Genomic DNA, 16,941 nt, shown 5'->3' on the forward strand with positions numbered 1-16,941 from the left:
CGGGGGATGGCGATGAGCATGGTCGAGAACGTCGGCGTCACCACACTGAACGAACCGGACGGGGAGTTGTCGCGCATCCTCGCGCTGCAGCGGAGAGCATTTCTCGCCGATGGTTTTCCCTCCGCGGAGAGGCGACGTCACCGCATCGACCGACTTGTCGCGCTCATGCTCGACAACGCCGATGCGCTCGTCGACGCCCTGGTGTCGGACTTCGGTAGTAAGTCTCGGATCGGCACGATGTCGATGGAATTCGTCGGCATCATCGACGCGATCGAGCACACCCGTGCGCACGTGGCGAAGTGGATGAGAACGACGCCGCTGATGCGCGCGTGCAGACTCGCAGGGTTGCGGGCCGAGGTGGTGCCGTCGCCACTCGGGGTGGTTGGGATCATCGGGCCCTGGAACTTCCCGCTGCATCTGGTGATCATGCCCGCGGCAGCAGCGTTTGCGGCGGGAAACCGGGTGATGATCAAGATGTCGGAAATCACCCCTGCGACATCGGACCTGTTCGCCTCCCTCGCTCAGAAGTATTTCGACGAGGCGGAACTGGCGGTCGTGACCGGCGGAGCCGACGTGGGTGCCGCATTCTCGGCTCTCCCGCTCGACCATCTGTTCTTCACCGGTTCGCCAGGTGTCGGGAAGCGAATCCAGGCTGCGGCGGCGCAGAACCTGGTGCCCGTCACGCTCGAACTCGGTGGAAAGAATCCGGCCGTGGTGGGGCCACGCGCTGGCATCGAACGCGCGGCCGAACGCGTGGCTCTGGGACGGATGGTCAACGGCGGCCAGGTCTGCATCTGTCCCGACTACGTGATGGTGCACGAGACCGATGCCGAAAGATTCTCTGCTGCAGTGCTGTCCACGTGGAGAAAGCGATTCCCCACTATGGTTGCCAACCCGGAGTATCCCTCGTGCGTCGACACCGCGAACTACGACCGAGTGGTGAGCTTGATCGACGACGCGCGTTCCCGCGGTGCACACGTGCAGGCGGTCGCGCCCAGCGGCGAGCAGCTTCCCGATCCGGAAACGCGAAAGGTTCCCCCCACTCTCGTTTCGAACGTCTCCGACGACATGCGCATCACGCACGAGGAGATCTTCGGCCCGGCACTCATGCTCGTCGCCTATCGCGATCTCTCCGACGTTGTCGACTACGTGAACGCGCGCCCTTCGCCGCTGGTCGCCTACTGGTTCGGGCCGGACGACGACGACTTCCGCCGGTTCGTTCGCAGCACCCGCACCGGTGGGGTTGCGCGAAACGAGTTCGGAATTCACATGCTTCCGGCGTCTGCCCCGTTCGGTGGAGTCGGGAACAGCGGCATGGGCGCTTACCATGGCAAGGCGGGTTTCGACACGTTCAGCCATCGCCGATCCGTCGTGGGCACCGATCTTCCGTTCATGCTTGCGACGTCGAGTGCTGTCCCGCCGTTCGGGCGGGTGCCCCGCCTGATCGTCGATCTGACGATGCGGCGCGCTCGCCGACGGACCGCCCACCGCCTGCGGGATTAGATACTGTATAGACAACAGTAAGTGTGTGGCCTAGTGTTCGACGTGAGGAAATCTGCGCGCCCGCCGTGTGCCGAAACTTCGACCGGAGGTGAACGACGATGACCGTCGTGCCCGAGAAATCAACCCGCAGCGACGAAGTCGTGTACAACCGGCCTGTCGATTGCGACAACCACTACTACGAGAAGATCGACGCCTTCACCCGGTACCTCGACCCCGCTTTCAAGGATCGCGGTGTCGAAGTGATCAAGCGCGGCAAACACACCGAATTGCTCGCCGGGGGAAAACTTCTCGAGTTCGTTCCGAATCCGACATTCGACCCGGTGATCGTCCCGGGTGCTCTGGATCTGTTGTTCCGGGGACAGATTCCGGAGGGAGTCGATCCACGAAGCCTGATGAAGGTGGAGCCGCTCAACCCCGCGTACCAGGATCACGACGTCCGACTCGAGATGATCGAGCAGCAGGAGATGTCGGGGGTGATCCTCCTTCCGACACTTGCGTGTGGAGTCGAAGAGGCACTCAAAGAAGACATCCCGGCCACGATGGCGAGTGTCACGGCATTCAACACGTGGTTGGACGAGGACTGGGGATACAACTACAAGGGCCGCATCTTCTCGGCGCCGATGCTGGCGCTCGCCGACCCGGATGAAGCGGTCGCAGAGATCGACCGACTCCTCGAACGCGACGTCAAGCTGGTCTACGTCCGTCCCGCGCCCGTACCAGCCGGGCACGGGACCTCCAGATCGCTCGGCGACATGAGGTACGACACCGTGTGGGCGAAGCTGGAGGAATCAGGCATCCCGGTTGCGTTCCATCTCAGCGACAGCGGATACAACGGCTCGATCGCACGTGCCTGGGGTGCACCGGCACGATTCGTACCCTTCAAGACGTCGAACCCGCTCGCGAACATCGTCGTCTCCGATCGTGCGATCCACGACACGATGGCGAGTCTGATCCTCGGCGGCGTGTTCACGCGTCACCCGAAGTTACGTGTCGCCAGCATCGAGAACGGTTCGGACTGGGTGCAATTGCTGGTCAAACGACTGAAGAAGCAGGCGAATCAGACGCCATGGGCATTCGCCGAGCCGCCCGTCGACACGATCCGCCGGCACCTGTGGGTGGCGCCGTACTACGAGGACGACGTCCGCGCGCTGGCCGACCTCGTCGGATCCGATCGCGTCCTGTTCGGCTCCGACTGGCCACATGGTGAAGGCCTCGAGAAGCCGACGGATTTCGTCAAGGAACTCGGCGACTTCGACGAGGGTGAGAAAGACCGGATCATGCGCACCAACGTGCTGGATTACCTGGGGATCCCTCCCGGTTGCTGAATGCCGCATGGGTGCACTCGTCTCACCAGGCGAGTGCACCCACGCGAATCCTGTGTCCGCAGACGTCTACTTTGCGCGCGACGAGCGCGTCGTGGCCTTCTTTGCCTTGCTTTTCGCTGCGGGCTCCTCCTGCTCGAGGAGGCGGCTGGTGTGTTCGAGGATGCAATTGAGCCCGTACTCGAAGTTGTAGTCGTCCGGTACGCCGCCCACTCGCCCCCGACCTGCAGCTTCCGCGAGAAGCGGGGTGCTCTCCGGCGTGACGACCAGGTTCTCGTAGTACGCCTGCGACGTCGGGTCGTATTTCTTGCCGCGTTCCTGCAGTCGCGCGAGCACGACCGAACCCCGGACGTGCAGCTGAACGGCGGAGTATGCGTCGAAGGCGTCGTCGAGCGACAGACCGCCCTTGACGAGGTCGTCGATGATGTGCTCGATCTCGCGTGCGCCGAGGGTGGCGTTCTTGGGGCTGAGTGACGACCTGATCAGGATCAGGTCGCACAGGATCGGGTTTGCCAGGAATGCGCGCCGCGCCGCGTGTGCGTGGTTGTAGAGGCGTTCGCGCCAGTCCGAGCCGGAATCGCCCATCACGGCCTCGACCTGCATCTGCGCGAGGGCGCGATCCGTCATCGCGTTGAGCAGTTCGTCCTTCTTGCGGAAGTACCAGTAGATGCTCGTGACACCGACGCCGAGGTGTTTGGCGAGTTGCGGCATGCTCAGGTTGTCGACCGGGACGTCCTCGGCGAGTTCGAACGCGCCGGCGATGATGTCCTCGGGATTGATGGATCCGCGCTCACGACGTTCGCGCTTCTGAGGCTCTTCTTTACGCGCCATTGCTCTCCGACTTCCGTCCACAGTTCATCCGTCAGGACGGCAGCACAGGCGTGAAGCGGCCCGTGCGGTGGTACGGACTGCCGGTGGCACTGAGTGCTGCCGACCATTTCGGCTCACTGTAGCGCATACCGGAACGTTGCCGGGATGTGCCGTCACTCGGCGATGCTGAGTGCAGCGGACGGGCAATTGCTCACCGCAGTACGCAGATCGGCTTCGCTGCATCTCACCGCAGCGGCGTCGTCGATGACGACGTACCCTCCGTCGCCGACCTCGAAAACATCGGGTGCGGTCGCTTCACACAGGCCGTGGCCCACACACCTGTCACCATCGACAACAACGCGCATCGTCTCGCTCCTTGCTCGGCTACTCGGATCCGGCAACTGGGGCTCGGAAGTCAATAGGCCATGAAGAGGATCTCGTCCCGGCTGTAATCATGGTCGGGATGACGTTCGCCGAGATGGTGCCGGACCTTCTCGACGAGGTCGTCCTCGTCGGTGCCGCGTAGGTATTCGCCGCACGGGCAAGTCAATCGCTTCTTCATGATGTTCCTTCCATTGTGGTCGAATGGATTTGGCGGGCAAGCAGGTCGCGAAGTCGGGCCGTGTCGACCTTCCCTGTGCCACCACGCGGAATTCTCTCGTCGGACTCGAGCACGAGCCATACCGTGGGGACCTTGAACGAACTCAGCAGTTCTTTTGCTGCCGAGCGTAGTTCGACAGGGTCGAATGCGCGTGAGCAGATCACCGCGGCGCTCACCCGTGGTCCCGCATCGCCGTCGACTTGCGTGACGAAGGCGTTCTCGACTCCGTCGATCGTCTTCAACGCCGCCTGCACCTCGCTCGGATACACGGTGGCTCCGTTGACCTTGAACATGTCGTCGATCCGACCCCGATGGAAGAGGAACCCTGCGTCGTCGAGATACCCGAGATCGCCTGTGGGGTAGAAACCGTCGGGTGTGAACACGTCTTCCCGGCTGCGGCCGCAGATGCCTTGCATGACATGGGGTCCCCGAACCTCGATCTGGCCTTGCATGCCGCAAGAGAGTGGGCTGCCCGTCTCGATATCGGTGATGCGGACTTCCATGCCGTCGAACGGGGTGCCGCAGCTTCCCCAGGATTCCCGAGGCATCGGAGTGTCCAACCGGTAGCCCGAGTACGGCCCGAATGTCTCGGTCATGCCGAACAGGTTCGCGCGCGAGCCCGGTTCGCCGCGCTCCGCGGCAGGCATCAGCGCGGGGAGGCTGCCCGGCTGCAGCGACGACAGGTCGACGTCCGTCGATCCGGACCTGCGTGCCAGTGCTTCGGCCTGGTCGGGCCAGCCGCGGAACAACGTCACTTTCTCGGCTTCGAGGAGTTGCAGCGTCGTGTCGGGCGCCGGGATTTCCTCGGTGACCAGGGTGGCGCCCGCGATCAGGGCCGACAGGATTCCCGCACCGAAACCCCCGACCCAGAAGAACGGCATCGGCAGGTAGAGCCGGCTGTCGGAGGTGATGCACCGCGCGGCCAGACCGGAGGCAACGGCCGCCAGCGCGCCGCCGTGCGAGTGCAGGACGCCCTTCGGTGGTCCGCTGCTGCCCGACGTGAAGATGATGACCATGGTGTCGGACGGTGACACGGCGTCTTCCAGCGCGGCGGCAACCGCTCGAGTCCGGGCAGTGGGCTCCGCACCGGTTACTTCCTCGACGCCCCAGGTTCTTCGCAGGGACGGCAGGCCGGGGTGGAGAATGTCGCCCGGTTCGAGTGCGGGTTCGCCGATCGTGGTTGCCAGAGCATCGAGGTATCGGTGCCCCCGGAATTCGTCGGCGCTGATGAGATGACCGATCGACGCAGCGTGGATCTGTGCGCGGAGTTCGGCGCCCGAAAGCAAGGTACTCAGCGGAACGAGCACCGCACCGATCCGGGTGATCGCCACGGCGATCTGCACCCACCCGGTGTTGTTCGGCATGATCAGCCCCACCCGGGTGCCTGCGGTGACTCCGCCGTCGACGAGCGTCGCGGCGATGCGGCGGCTGGATGCGTCGAGCTCGCGGTAGCCGACTCGGGTGGCGGGGTCGACGACCATGTCCTTAGTCGGCGTCGCGTCCGCTCGTGCGCGGATCAGTGCCGCCATCGTGGTCGGAGACGGAAGGTCGGAAGGCTTGTTCAGCCTGCTCCGGACGGCCCTCAGATCCGCCTTGCCGGACGGCGTGCGAGGGATGGAGTCGACGACGGCGATCTCGGTCGGGATTTCGTAACGAGCAAGATGCGTCGACAGGTATTCGGCGAGTTCGCCGGGCGTGGCACGCGCATCGGCGCGACATTCGACCATTGCCACGGGTGTTTCACCCAATCGGGCATCGGGACGCCCGACCACTGCCGCGTTCTCCACCGCGGGATGGGTTTCGAGAGCCACCCGGATGTCGTCGGGCATGATCTTGAATCCGCCCCGGATGATCGCTTGGTCGGCGCGACCGTGGATCCAGACGAACCCGTCGGCGTCGATCCGCGCAAGATCAGTGGTCCGCATCCAGCCCGCCATCGGCCCACGCTGCGCGGGCTTGACCTCGAGGAGACCGACCGTATCGGTGTCGACCTCGTGCCCGGACTCGTCGACTACGCGGAGTAGCGAACCCGGCTCGGCGCGCCCCACACTGCCCCGTTTACTGGACCAGCACTTGCGGTGGTCGGCGAGGTTCCATCCGGCGACACCACCGCCGAATTCTGTTGCAGCATAAGATGTGAGAACCGGAATGCCGAACTTGTCGGTGAACGCGTCGGCGTCTTCGGCCGAGAGTGGTGCGGTGCCGGAGGTGACAACGCGCAGACTCGAGAGGTCGTCGCGGGTCAGATCGGAGTGCAGCACCATGCGGAGCGCCGTCGGCACCAGGGATGCGGCGCGGGGACGGTGACGCCGGATCGCATCGGCCCACGTGGCGAGTTCGAAACGCGGCAACAACACGTAGGGTCGCGCAGCGACGATGCACTGCAGCGTCCGGTACACCCCGCCGATATGGACCAGGGGTGCGTTGACGATCGCGACACCGGAACTGAGGCGTTCGGGCGTCGAGCCCTTCCCGATGGGGCCCAGCACGCTGTGGGCGAGCATGTCGTAGGTGAGTTCGACGCGCTTGGGGGGCCCGGTCGTTCCGCTGGTCAGCATCAGGACCGCGGTTCCGGAGCGGTTGTCGGACGGCACCGGGGGCCCTCCGGCAGTGGCCACCTGGGGTTCGTCGGAGATGTCCGCGACTGCGACGGTGGTTGTGGCGGGCGGCCGTCCGACGAGGGTGTCGAGGTCGGCGGATTCTCCGATGACGACGCGAAGGTTCAGTGCGGCGAGGTCGGCTCGTGTGCGTGCGTCGCCCCTGGATGGATTGATGACGACGAGGCATCGTCCGGAGAGCAGCACTCCGAGAAGGACAGCGACGTGTACAGGTCGGTTGTGGAGCAGCACTCCGATTCCCGTTCCTTCGTCGGGCCCGTGCTGCCTGCAGATCGTGTTGATGCGGTCGGCGCAGCGGGCGATCTGCGCCCAGGTCGTCCATTCACCCTCGTACTCGATCGCACCGGCGTCGGGATCGATGCCGACCACCGCTTCGATCCGGTGTGCGAGGCGGTGGTCGGTGACGGATTCGGTGAGCACGCTGTGGTTCGTCATCGGATCCTCGGGCGTATCGTGTCGTGGGCGGGTTGGGCGCTAGGCGCGGCGAGTTCGTCCTTCGCGATCGGGTTCCCGAGCCGCGTGTAGATCAAGCCCTGATCCATCGCGGCTCGATAGGGTTTGTCGAGGGATTCCCAGATCGCCTTCACCGTCCCCTGGGTTGCGGTCGGAGGTTTCGCGGCAATCTGGACGGCGATCTCGTGTGCTCGTATCCAGAGTTGTTCGCGCGAGCTGATTTCGGTGACGAGCCCTATGCGGAGGGCAGTGTCGGCGCTCACGCGTTCGTCGTTGCCCATCAGTGCGATCCGCAGACTCTCTCCGAGGCCGACACGGCGCATCAGCCCGACAGGCTCGAGGGCGGAGACCAAACCGGCCGAGACGTGCGAGTCGAAGAAGGTCGCATCCGTGGAGCAGATCACCACATCGGATTCGTTGACGAAGTACAGCGCGCCCGCCGTGCACATTCCATGGATTGCGCACACCACGGGCTTCCACATCTTCTGCCACTTGGGGCTGAGGAGCTCGCCGGGATCCTCGTGGTTCCAGATGTTGTCCGGCTGACCGTAGACGGACTTGATGTCGAGGCCGGTACTGAAGGCGCGGTCGCCTGCGGCGCGAAGCACCACAGCGTGCACCCGCTCGTCGAATTTGACGAGGCTCCATGCCTCCCGCATTTCGTTGCACATGGTCCGATCGAACGCGTTCAACCGGTCCGGCCGATTCAGAGTGATCGTGGCGACGTGGTGGTCGGCATCGACGTCGAGGAGGATCGTCTCGAACTCGGGAATCGCCGACTCGTCGACGGCCGTCGGTAATGCCATTGCGGGTCTCCGATTCTCGGTGATGTCGGTTGTGGGCTATCGGCCGCGGAACTCGGGTTCGGTGCGTTCCTTGAATGCGCGCAGTCCTTCTTTGAAATCCTCGGTTCGACACGCTAATTCAAGGGAATAGAGCTCCTGGTTCATGGCGTCGGTCAACGATGCCGTGTGACTGCGATTGATGGCCTGCTTGGCCAGGCCGAGGGCGACGGTGGGGCCGGATGCGAGCCGATCCAGTAGTTGGGCGGCGACGGCATCGAGATCGGGTTCGGGTGTGGAGCGGTAGATCAGCCCCCAGTTGCACGCGTCGGGTGCTCCGATCTTCTCTCCGAGCATCAGCATCTGTTTTGCCCGTGCCGTTCCTGCGAGTCGGGGGACGAGCCAGGTGGCCCCGGAGTCGGGGCTGAACCCGCGCGTGATGAACGGCTCCCAGAACACTGCGTCGTCGGCGGCGACCGTGAAGTCGGCCGCGAATGCGAGGTTGCAGCCCAGGCCCACGGCCCATCCGCGGACGGTGCAGACTACGGGAAGGTGGAGGTCGTGGATCAGTTCGACGATGCGATGAGCCTGGTGGGGGACGCGACGCACCAGGTTTCCGGCGCGCGGCCGCGATGCATCGTTGCGGTTCGTCGCGACCCAGTCGGCACCGCCGCAGAAGTTCTCACCGGCGCCCATGATGTGCACCGCGCGAAGTGAATCATCGTGTGCCGCATCGGTGAGTTCACGGATGAGGGTCTGGACCATCGCGGAACTCAGTGAATTGAGTGCCTCGGTGCGGTCGAGGGTGAGCCGCAGGATCGGTCCGTCGCGCTCGACACGCACCGCTTCGGATCGTCTGCGCGAACCGTGGTCGTTGCTCACCGTGGTAACCACCCCTCACAACCTATACTGTTACATATACGGTATGTAGTACCGTTGCGTTCTACACAAGTTAGCAAGGAACCCGGGCCGACGGAACCGGGACGGCCGAAAGAGGCGCGATGACCAGCTACGAGGTGGAACCGACGACGTCCCGCCCCGACGGGCGTTATGTTCCGGGGCGGTTCGGCGAGGCGCCACTGCCGCAGACCCGACATGCTGCGAGCGCACTCCGCCGGCTCACAGGGCTGCTGCTCTCACTCGAACACGAACACGAGGTCGTCGACGAGATGCTCACCCGCTTCGCGGAATGGGAGCAGATTCTGGCAGCAGCCGTGCCTGCCGATCTTCGGCTCCGGCGCGCAGACGACACCAGTGGCGACCGGCGCGTGTACCTCGACCATGCCATCGACATCGGAGCATTCAACCCGGCCTTCCCCGACTACGAACTCCGGACGTTCGACGCCGACACCGCGTCCGGCACGGTGAACTTCCCCCTGGTGTACGAGGGGCCACCCGGGCTGGTTCACGGTGGTTTTCTCGCCGTGTTCTTCGATTGCATGATCCAGCACCACAATTGCGAGGTCGGGATCGCGGGGAAGACACGTCTGCTCAGTATTCGCTATCGGCGACCCACCCCGTTGCTCACCACGCTGGATTTCGATGTCGTCCGACGGACGACGGAACGCGGCCTGGTATCCGAAGCGCGCCTCGTGCGGGACGGCGAAGTGTTGTGTATCGCCGAGCTCGACTGCGTCGCCATGCAGATCGACCAGCTGGAGACCACGGCATTCGGCCACCGCCGATGACGCACTTTCGGCTGTATCCCGCGGCAGGAAACACCATTCGGAAGGACTACAGATGACCGAGGCCAGTGCGTCCGACGGCAGGGTGTTGTTCGAGATCGACCGCGATACCCGAATCGCGACGATCACCCTGAACAATCCGTCGCAGCGAAACTCCTACGATCAGGCGATGCGCGACGAACTCGCGCGATACCTGGACATCGTGGTCGATGACGACGACCTCACCGTCGTGCTGCTGCGGGGAGCGGAAGGCGTGTTCAGCACCGGAGCGAACATGAACAACGCCTACGGCTGGTACGGCGAGGGCCGAGGCGGCAACGGTGACAATCCGGCGCCGGAGAAGCGCAGGCCGAGTCAACGACGCCGATTGACCGTGGACCGCAAAACCTTCGGTTTCTATCACGAATTCCTGGGATTTCCGAAGGTCACCGTCGGCGAGATCAGCGGATTCGCATTGGGCGGCGGCTTCGAGATGGCCCTGATGACCGACATCTCCGTCATCGCGCGCGACACACGAATCGGCATGCCCGCGACCCGTTTTCTCGGTCCGGCGCTCGGAAGCCTGCACATGTTCTTCCACCGCCTGGGGCCCGTCCTGGCGAGGCAATTGCTCCTCACCGGCGACATCGTCACCGCCGAATCCGTCGAGCACCGTGGTGTGTTCACCGAAACCTGCGAATCCGCGCACGTGACGGCGCGCGCACGGTATTGGGCCGAGAAGGCCGCGAAGATGCCGGCCGACGGGGTCGTCATCGCCAAGGAAGCGTTCCGATTGGTCGAGCAGAGCCAGGCGTACCAGGGAGAAGAGGTCGCGAGCTACCTCTTCCACGCATTCGGCACCAATCTCCAGTTCTCCTCCGGCGAATTCAATTTCGTGAAGACACGTGCCCAGCACGGGACGAAGCACGCCTTCCGTCTCCGTGACGAGCACTTCCACGTCCCCGAGCCGGACCTGACGTGAGTTCCCCACAGGAGGATGCCGTGACCCACACGAAGCTCGTCTTCGACCCGTTCTCGCAAGAATTCTTCGACGGTCCATACGACATCTACACCAGGATGCGCGACGAGGCACCCGTCTACTACAGCGAGGAATACGACTTCTATGCATTGAGCCGGTACGAGGACGTCGCTCCGGCATATCGAGATTTCGAAACCTATTCCTCGGCACGAGGACTCGATCTGGCCACCGTGCGCAAAGGCGAGATCTCCTCGTTCAAGTCGATCATCGTCCTCGACCCACCCGAGCACCGGCACATGCGACGACTCGTGAGCAAGGTGTTCACGCCCCGAGCGATCAACGACCTGCGCGAGATGGTCGACGCACAGATCGTCCGTTTTCTCGACCGCGTGGACCCCGCGGGTTTCGATATGGTCCAGGATTTCTCGGCATACTTCCCGATGGAGATCATCTCGGAGATGCTCGGTGTTCCAGAGGAGTACCGGACTCGGCTGCGTCTGTGGACCGATGCGTCGCTGCACCGTGAGATCGGGCAGATCGAGATGGATGAGGCCGGAACCGACGCGGTCGTCGAAGCGATGCGGTTCTACTACGGGCTCGTCAAAGAGCGTCGTGATAATCCCCAGGACGACATGATCAGCAAGCTCATCGAGGCCGAGATCGAACGCGACGACGATCAGCCGCCGGCACTGACCACAATGGAGATCGCGATGTTCGCGTCGTTGCTCGGCGGCGCCGGAGCCGAGACCGTAGCCAAGCTGGTCGGCGGAGCGCCGGTGACGTTCGCGCGATTCCCGGATCAGTGGGCCAAGTTGCGGGAGGATCGCTCGCTCATTCCGGATGCGGTCGAAGAACTGCTGCGTTTCGAATCCCCGAATCAGTACAACGTGCGGTACTCCATGCGCGACGTCGAACTGCACGGGGTGACCATTCCCGCAGGCAAGCCGGTGTTCTTGATGCTGGGTGCGGCGAATAGGGACCCTGCTGCCTTCGACGAACCGGATGTCTTCGACATCGAGCGGGATCGTGCGGGCCGGCAGAGCCTCGCTTTCGGGCTCGGGATCCACAGCTGTCTCGGTGCGGCACTTGCGCGGATGGAAAGCGCACTGGCCCTCGGTCATCTACTCGATTTCATGCCCGAGTTCGAGGTCGATTTCGACAACTGCACCCGTGTGAGTATGCAGAATGTGGCGGGTTACGAGAGCGTGCCGGTCAGGGTTCGCACCAGGTTGCACTGACGCCGGGTGGCGATCACACCGTAAATAGACAGAAGCAACCTTCCGGAAAGGTTGTTTCTGTCTATTCGTGCCGCGGCGGTGTTCGATCGCTTCTATGTGGACACAACGGTTGCGCCCGCGGTCCCCGGCGCACCGTAGAGCAATGCGAATCCCGCTTTCGGATTCCCTGGTACCTGCCGTGGTCCGGCGTCGCCGCGCAGCTGAAGCACGAGTTCGTGGAGTTGCCGCAGCCCCGAGGCGCCGATCGGCTCGCCATTGGCGATCAATCCGCCGTCGGTGTTGACGGGGAGACTTCCCCCGATCTCGGTGGCGCCGTCCGCGATCAGCTTCTCCTGGTCGCCGTCGGCGCAGAATCCGGCTTCCGCCATGTGGATCACCTCGGCACCGGCGTCGGTGTCCTGGAGTTGGACCACATCGATGTCCTGGGGCGAGATGCCTGCAGCCTCGAAGGCGGCGCGCGAGGCGAACACAGACGGTGACGGGACTTCGTCGACCGGCGCGTAGGTGGTGTTGACCTCGTAGGCGCCGTAGGTGCGTGTGCGGACCTCTACCGAACGGACATGGACCGGCTTGGACGTGAAGCGGTGGGCGATGTCGGCTCGGCACATGATGACCGCGGCCGCGCCTTCATCCGGGGCACAGAACATGTAGTGCGTCAGTGGGTAGTTGAGCATCGGGGAGTCGAGAATCTGCTGTTCCGAGATGGGCTTGCGCCTGAACGCATTCGGATTGTTCACGCCGTTCCGGTAGTTCTTCGCGGCGACCTTCGCCAAGGTCCGGACGGAGATGTCGTGGTCGTGCAGGTAGCGGTTTGCCTTCATTCCGAAAAACTGCGTGGTGAGGTACTGGCCGTTCTCTCCGTACCAGGAGGGCATTCCGACCAGTGTCGGATCCACGGTGAATGCGCCGCGAGGGTGCTTGTCGAGACCGATGGCGATACCGACGTCGTACTTGCCGAGCCTGATTGCATCCGCGCATGCCTCGGTTGCGCTTGCGGCCGTGGCGCAGGCGTTGAACACGTTGGTGAACGGTATTCCGGTGAGCCCCATCAGGCCTACGATCGCGTCGGGATTCGCGATCTCCCAGCTGCCTCCGACGGCGAACTGGATGTCGTTCCATTCGAGGCCGGCATCGGCGAGCGCGGCGCGGATGGCGTCGGTGCCCATCTGCATCGCCGTCTTGTCGAACCGGCCGAAGGGATGCATGCCCACGCCGATGATCGCTACCTCATTCATTCGATGCCCCCTTCGGATCGACCGGCCGAAATGCGAAAGTGAGGACTTCGTCGCCCTTCTCGTCGTGACCGAGCGGGATCATCGTCAACTCGACATCCATGCCGAACTCCAGGTTCGACGGACTGTTCTCCGTGAGGCGCCCCTCCACTCGGACCACGTCGCCCAACTGCACGAGGCCGACGCCGAACGGTACGAACGTCTCGGGGGTTTCGTCCCCGAGATACGGCGCGCCGGGGAGGAAGCCCTGCGTGGTCCAGGCGACGAGGGTTCCGGTGCGAGGGAGCGCGACGTCGGTCATCTGTTCGCGGCTGCACCGAGGGCACAGCGGCTGCACTGGGAAGACCGTCGCCTCGCAGTGGTCGCATGTACTTGCGAGGAGGTGCGGCCGGGCGTCGGGCCAGGTCGATAATTCTGGGGCGATAGCTCTCTGCATGGATCGTCCTCAGGTCGTCGGGACTGGGAAGAGACTTGTCCGGGACACTCTCAACTCTTGCGGTAGATCATACCGATAGGTATACAGTAGTAGCGGTTATCACGCGAGAGGCCACGCAGTCGTCCGAACGGAGATCATATGCCGCGCAAAGTCATCGACTGCCTGCTCAACGTCCACTTCGGGGAGGCGGACTCGCAACCGAAATGGATGACATCGGTCCGCGACAACTACTTCAAGGGACCCAAGTCGATGTTCGATCCCGTCGACATGTCGGAGCTGCTCGACGAGATGGACGAGATGGGCGTGCAGAAGGCCATCCTGATGGACTCCATCGCGACACCCCGGCTCACCGCGCGGAAATTCGCCGAAGCCCACCCGGAACGGTTCTCCCTAGCAATGGGCGTCGGGCCCTTGTTCCGCCCGATGAAGATGGTGCGGGAACTCGCCGCAATCACGCACGACCTGCCGGTCCGCTACGCGGCGATCGGCCCCAGCTTCTGGGGCGACGGCGACTATCCGCCGAGTCACGCCCTGTACTACCCGCTGTACACGAAATGCGCCGAAATGGGCCTGCCGCTGTGCATGAACACCGGCATCCCCGGTCCGGCGCTCCCCGGCGAAGTGCAGAATCCGCTCCACCTCGACAAGGTGTGCGTGCGCTTCCCGGAACTGAAACTCTGCATGATGCACGGAGCGGATCCGTGGTGGGACGTCGCGATCCGAATGTTGCTCCGGTTCCCGAATTTGCGGCTCATGACGTCGGCGTGGTCGCCGAAACGACTGCCAGAAAGCTTGTTGCACTTCATGCGCACGCGCGGACAGAACAAAGTGATCTTCGCGTCCGACTGGCCGGTGCTCACGCAGCGCCGCATCGTCCCCGAAGCAACGTCGCTCGAGCTGCCCGAGACTGCGCTCGACAATTTCCTGTTCGGCAATGCCGAGGAGTTCTTCTTCGGCGACCGGCAGCCCCTCAGCTGATCTCCAGACGACAACTCGAGGAGTAGAGATGGATCGGTACGAGCTGCGGCGCGAGGATTACAGCCTGAGCGAAGACCAACTGGATCTGCAGAACGCGTACGCGAAATTCTTCGAAACCCACTGCACGATCGAGACTGTGCACGCCAACGAGGCCGACGGATTCGACCGTGCCCTGTGGGAGAGGCTCTGCGCGACCGGCGCGACGACGATGGCTCTTCCGGAAGAAGCCGGCGGCGACGGAGCGACGCTGGTCGATCTGACCCTTGTCGCCGAGGAAGTGGGCAGATATCTGGCTCCGGTCCCGTGGATTGATCATGTCTGTGCTGCAAGGCTTCTCGCTCGGTTGGACATCGATGAACTCGGTGTGATCGCGTCGGGTAAGCACATCGTCGGACTCGACCCGCACCTCGGTGACCGGACGGGCCGACGGCTGACCCCCACCGCATCGATCGCCGACGACCTCATCGTGCGCGACGGCGACGACGTCGTACTCCTCACCTTCGACCCGGCCCCGGAGCGCGTCGAAAACCTCGGTAAGCTGCCGATGGCGTGGGTCGACCCCGCCGACGCACCGCACCGGACGGTTCTGGCGAGTGGCCCCACCGCCATCGCAGAGTGGGGCCGCGCTCTCGACGAATGGCGCCTGCTGACCGCATCGGCCCTGGTGGGTCTTGTGGAACAGACCATGCGCATCGCCGCCGAATTCGCGAAGACCCGTTACACGCTGGGCGTTCCCATCTCCTCGCTGCAGGGCATCTCGCATCCGCTGGCGAACATGGCCATCGTCGTGGAAGGCGGACGAGCACTGGCACGTAAGGCCGCCTGGTTCCTGGAGAACGAGCCGGACGTTCGGCCGGAACTGCCGGGCGCGGCCTTCGTCTTCATGGCGGAAGAGGCACCGCGGGCCGCGACGATGGCCGTTCAGGTCCAGGGTGGTCTGGGGGTGTCGACAGAGGCCGCGGCGAGTTCGTATCTGGTACGGGCTCGCGGGTGGCCGCTGGCCGGCGGCGACCTGTCCGACACCACGCGACACGTGGCTCGGGTGGTGGCACAGAAGCGGTCCGCGAGTGCCGATGCGGCGCTGGCTGCGGTATAGAGGAGACGAACATGGATTTCTCACGAGTGGAACTGGCCGCAGACGAACAGGCGTTCCTTGACGAGATTCGCACGTTTCTCGACAAGCACGTCACCGACGAAGTGCGCAGACGTGATCGAGAGACCGGCGACAACTTCGACGAGGGCGTCCACCTCGCGATGGGAGAGACCGGGTACCTCGAACGCGAGTACCGCAAGCCGGAGGACGGCGGCTTCTCCCGCGTCGAGAGCCGCATCTGGGCCCTCGAACGTCGACGTGTGCACGCCCCATGGGTGACGTGGGGAACCACCATCCTGGTCTCACATTCCGTCGAGGCATACGGTTCCCCGGAGTTACGTGCCGAAGTGATGCCCGGAGTGTTCAGCGGCCACGTGCGCATGTGCCTCGGATACACCGAGCCCGACGGCGGTTCGGATATCGCGACGTCCAAGACCAAAGCGGTGCGCGACGGCGACGACTGGGTGATCAACGGTGCCAAGATGTTCACGACCGGCGCGCACAACTGCCGGTACGTCTTTCTCATCACCAACACCGATTCGAACGCGGAGCGGAAACACAAGAGGCTGACCATGTTCCTCGTTCCGCTCGATACTGCTGGTATCGAGATCCGGGGCCTGCGGACGGTGGATGGCGACCGCACCAACATCGTCTACTACAACGATGTGCGCATCTCCGACAAGTACCGGCTCGGGGACGTCAACGGAGGGTGGGCGGTGTTGCGCGGGCCGCTCGATGCGGAGCACGGGGTCGTCGACGCGGCCACCGACGGTCTCGACGACATCGCGATCCTCCAGCACCAGGGCATGTTCATGGGCACGGCGGTCGACAAGGTCGCGGCCATCGTGGGGCGGCCGGGGAACGACGGGCAGAGCCGAATCGACGACGGTGCCGTTGCCGACCGCCTGGGCAGGTCCGTCGCCCGGATCGAGATGGCGCTCAGTACGCCCAACATGTACGGCCGTGTCGCGATCGCCCAGACGATGCGCGACGTCGCACCCGAACTCATGGACATCCTGGGATCCGCGTCTGTGCTGCCGACAGATGCCGATGGGGCGATCGACGAGGGAGCGAGCGAGTACCTGTATCGGTGGGCGCCGCTGTGCGGAATCTACGGCGGCACACTGGAAGTGTTTCGCAACATGATCGCGCAGTATGTGCTCGGCTTGGGTCGACCGGTGTACGCGCCGGTCAAGAGCTGAAAGCCCGGCTACGGCACAACGCCGGCGCGG

Annotated in this window: 16 protein-coding genes and 1 pseudogene; 8 read left to right on the plus strand and 9 right to left on the minus strand. The window is 64.0% G+C overall.

What is annotated here, in order from left to right:
* Positions 1-18: 18 nt before the first annotated feature.
* Both EV641_RS20775 and EV641_RS20780 read left to right on the plus strand, forming a co-directional pair.
* Positions 19-1,503, plus strand: a complete 1,485-nt coding sequence (locus EV641_RS20775) for an aldehyde dehydrogenase family protein (RefSeq protein WP_241997390.1) — start codon at positions 19-21, stop codon at positions 1,501-1,503.
* Positions 1,504-1,601: 98 nt separating this feature from the next.
* Positions 1,602-2,828 (plus strand): amidohydrolase family protein, encoded by a 1,227-nt coding sequence (locus EV641_RS20780; protein WP_054715564.1) that lies wholly within the window; start codon positions 1,602-1,604, stop codon positions 2,826-2,828.
* 66 nt (positions 2,829-2,894) lie between these two features.
* Here EV641_RS20780 and EV641_RS20785 read toward each other — a convergent pair whose 3' ends face one another.
* The 7 genes and pseudogenes from EV641_RS20785 to EV641_RS20815 all read right to left on the minus strand — a co-directional run bounded on the left by EV641_RS20785 (position 2,895) and on the right by EV641_RS20815 (position 8,971).
* Positions 2,895-3,656, minus strand: coding sequence for a TetR/AcrR family transcriptional regulator (locus tag EV641_RS20785; protein ID WP_132474234.1), 762 nt, complete (start codon positions 3,654-3,656; stop codon positions 2,895-2,897).
* A 152-nt stretch (positions 3,657-3,808) separates the two neighbouring features.
* Positions 3,809-4,000, minus strand: coding sequence for a ferredoxin (locus EV641_RS20790; protein ID WP_132474236.1), 192 nt, complete (start codon positions 3,998-4,000; stop codon positions 3,809-3,811).
* 50 nt (positions 4,001-4,050) lie between these two features.
* Positions 4,051-4,197, minus strand: coding sequence for a DUF1059 domain-containing protein (locus tag EV641_RS20795; protein WP_132474238.1), 147 nt, complete (start codon positions 4,195-4,197; stop codon positions 4,051-4,053).
* Positions 4,194-5,765, minus strand: a complete 1,572-nt coding sequence (locus EV641_RS20800; protein ID WP_132474378.1) for a class I adenylate-forming enzyme family protein — start codon at positions 5,763-5,765, stop codon at positions 4,194-4,196. Before EV641_RS20800 ends, EV641_RS20795 begins: the two co-directional genes overlap by 4 nt.
* Positions 5,766-5,807: 42 nt before the next feature.
* A pseudogene (locus EV641_RS20805) lies at positions 5,808-7,289 on the minus strand (AMP-binding protein); the annotation flags it as partial.
* Positions 7,286-8,113: an enoyl-CoA hydratase/isomerase family protein gene (locus EV641_RS20810; RefSeq protein WP_199233343.1), complete on the minus strand. Its 828-nt coding sequence runs from the start codon at positions 8,111-8,113 to the stop codon at positions 7,286-7,288. The gene EV641_RS20810 and the pseudogene EV641_RS20805, both read right to left, overlap by 4 nt.
* 36 nt (positions 8,114-8,149) lie before the next feature.
* Positions 8,150-8,971 (minus strand): enoyl-CoA hydratase-related protein, encoded by an 822-nt coding sequence (locus EV641_RS20815; RefSeq protein ID WP_132474240.1) that lies wholly within the window; start codon positions 8,969-8,971, stop codon positions 8,150-8,152.
* A gap of 119 nt (positions 8,972-9,090) precedes the next feature.
* Between EV641_RS20815 and EV641_RS20820 the strand changes: the two genes are divergently transcribed.
* The 3 genes from EV641_RS20820 to EV641_RS20830 are packed head-to-tail and all read left to right on the plus strand — an operon-like array spanning position 9,091 to position 11,970.
* Entirely contained in the window at positions 9,091-9,777 is a 687-nt protein-coding gene (locus tag EV641_RS20820) for a hypothetical protein (protein ID WP_132474242.1), read from the plus strand.
* 52 nt (positions 9,778-9,829) lie between these two features.
* A complete protein-coding gene (locus tag EV641_RS20825) occupies positions 9,830-10,735 on the plus strand; it encodes an enoyl-CoA hydratase/isomerase family protein (RefSeq protein WP_199233344.1) in 906 nt (301 codons plus the stop codon).
* 20 nt (positions 10,736-10,755) lie between these two features.
* Complete coding sequence (locus EV641_RS20830; protein ID WP_054713043.1) at positions 10,756-11,970, plus strand: cytochrome P450; 1,215 nt, start codon at positions 10,756-10,758, stop codon at positions 11,968-11,970.
* Between the two features lie 92 nt (positions 11,971-12,062).
* Here EV641_RS20830 and EV641_RS20835 read toward each other — a convergent pair whose 3' ends face one another.
* Both EV641_RS20835 and EV641_RS20840 read right to left on the minus strand, forming a co-directional pair.
* Positions 12,063-13,205: a thiolase family protein gene (locus tag EV641_RS20835; RefSeq protein WP_054713032.1), complete on the minus strand. Its 1,143-nt coding sequence runs from the start codon at positions 13,203-13,205 to the stop codon at positions 12,063-12,065.
* Positions 13,198-13,638 (minus strand): OB-fold domain-containing protein, encoded by a 441-nt coding sequence (locus EV641_RS20840; RefSeq protein WP_054713033.1) that lies wholly within the window; start codon positions 13,636-13,638, stop codon positions 13,198-13,200. Before EV641_RS20840 ends, EV641_RS20835 begins: the two co-directional genes overlap by 8 nt.
* A gap of 138 nt (positions 13,639-13,776) precedes the next feature.
* Between EV641_RS20840 and EV641_RS20845 the strand changes: the two genes are divergently transcribed.
* Genes EV641_RS20845 through EV641_RS20855 form a run of 3 tightly spaced genes read left to right on the plus strand, consistent with a single transcriptional unit; the run spans position 13,777 to position 16,911 of the window.
* Positions 13,777-14,616, plus strand: coding sequence for an amidohydrolase family protein (locus EV641_RS20845; RefSeq protein ID WP_054713034.1), 840 nt, complete (start codon positions 13,777-13,779; stop codon positions 14,614-14,616).
* A 28-nt stretch (positions 14,617-14,644) separates the two neighbouring features.
* Positions 14,645-15,712, plus strand: coding sequence for an acyl-CoA dehydrogenase (locus tag EV641_RS20850; protein ID WP_132474244.1), 1,068 nt, complete (start codon positions 14,645-14,647; stop codon positions 15,710-15,712).
* 11 nt (positions 15,713-15,723) lie between these two features.
* The gene (locus tag EV641_RS20855) at positions 15,724-16,911 is read left to right on the plus strand and encodes an acyl-CoA dehydrogenase family protein (protein WP_132474246.1); all 1,188 of its coding nucleotides are present in this window, start codon (positions 15,724-15,726) and stop codon (positions 16,909-16,911) included.
* Positions 16,912-16,941: the final 30 nt, after the last annotated feature.

The sequence above is a fragment of the Rhodococcus sp. SMB37 genome, assembly GCF_004345605.1.
Taxonomy (GTDB): domain Bacteria; phylum Actinomycetota; class Actinomycetes; order Mycobacteriales; family Mycobacteriaceae; genus Rhodococcus.

Excerpts from the sequence above, each read along its gene's own strand:
- EV641_RS20775 (WP_241997390.1), top strand. The coding sequence starts at position 19 with ATGGTCGAGAACGTCGGCGTCACCACACTGAACGAACCGGACGGGGAG.
- EV641_RS20780 (WP_054715564.1), top strand. The coding sequence starts at position 1,602 with ATGACCGTCGTGCCCGAGAAATCAACCCGCAGCGACGAAGTCGTGTAC.
- EV641_RS20785 (WP_132474234.1), bottom strand. The coding sequence starts at position 3,656 with ATGGCGCGTAAAGAAGAGCCTCAGAAGCGCGAACGTCGTGAGCGCGGA.
- EV641_RS20790 (WP_132474236.1), bottom strand. The coding sequence starts at position 4,000 with ATGCGCGTTGTTGTCGATGGTGACAGGTGTGTGGGCCACGGCCTGTGT.
- EV641_RS20795 (WP_132474238.1), bottom strand. The coding sequence starts at position 4,197 with ATGAAGAAGCGATTGACTTGCCCGTGCGGCGAATACCTACGCGGCACC.
- EV641_RS20800 (WP_132474378.1), bottom strand. The coding sequence starts at position 5,765 with ATGGCGGCACTGATCCGCGCACGAGCGGACGCGACGCCGACTAAGGAC.
- EV641_RS20810 (WP_199233343.1), bottom strand. The coding sequence starts at position 8,113 with ATGGCATTACCGACGGCCGTCGACGAGTCGGCGATTCCCGAGTTCGAG.
- EV641_RS20820 (WP_132474242.1), top strand. The coding sequence starts at position 9,091 with ATGACCAGCTACGAGGTGGAACCGACGACGTCCCGCCCCGACGGGCGT.
- EV641_RS20825 (WP_199233344.1), top strand. The coding sequence starts at position 9,830 with ATGACCGAGGCCAGTGCGTCCGACGGCAGGGTGTTGTTCGAGATCGAC.
- EV641_RS20835 (WP_054713032.1), bottom strand. The coding sequence starts at position 13,205 with ATGAATGAGGTAGCGATCATCGGCGTGGGCATGCATCCCTTCGGCCGG.
- EV641_RS20840 (WP_054713033.1), bottom strand. The coding sequence starts at position 13,638 with ATGCAGAGAGCTATCGCCCCAGAATTATCGACCTGGCCCGACGCCCGG.
- EV641_RS20845 (WP_054713034.1), top strand. The coding sequence starts at position 13,777 with ATGCCGCGCAAAGTCATCGACTGCCTGCTCAACGTCCACTTCGGGGAG.
- EV641_RS20850 (WP_132474244.1), top strand. The coding sequence starts at position 14,645 with ATGGATCGGTACGAGCTGCGGCGCGAGGATTACAGCCTGAGCGAAGAC.
- EV641_RS20855 (WP_132474246.1), top strand. The coding sequence starts at position 15,724 with ATGGATTTCTCACGAGTGGAACTGGCCGCAGACGAACAGGCGTTCCTT.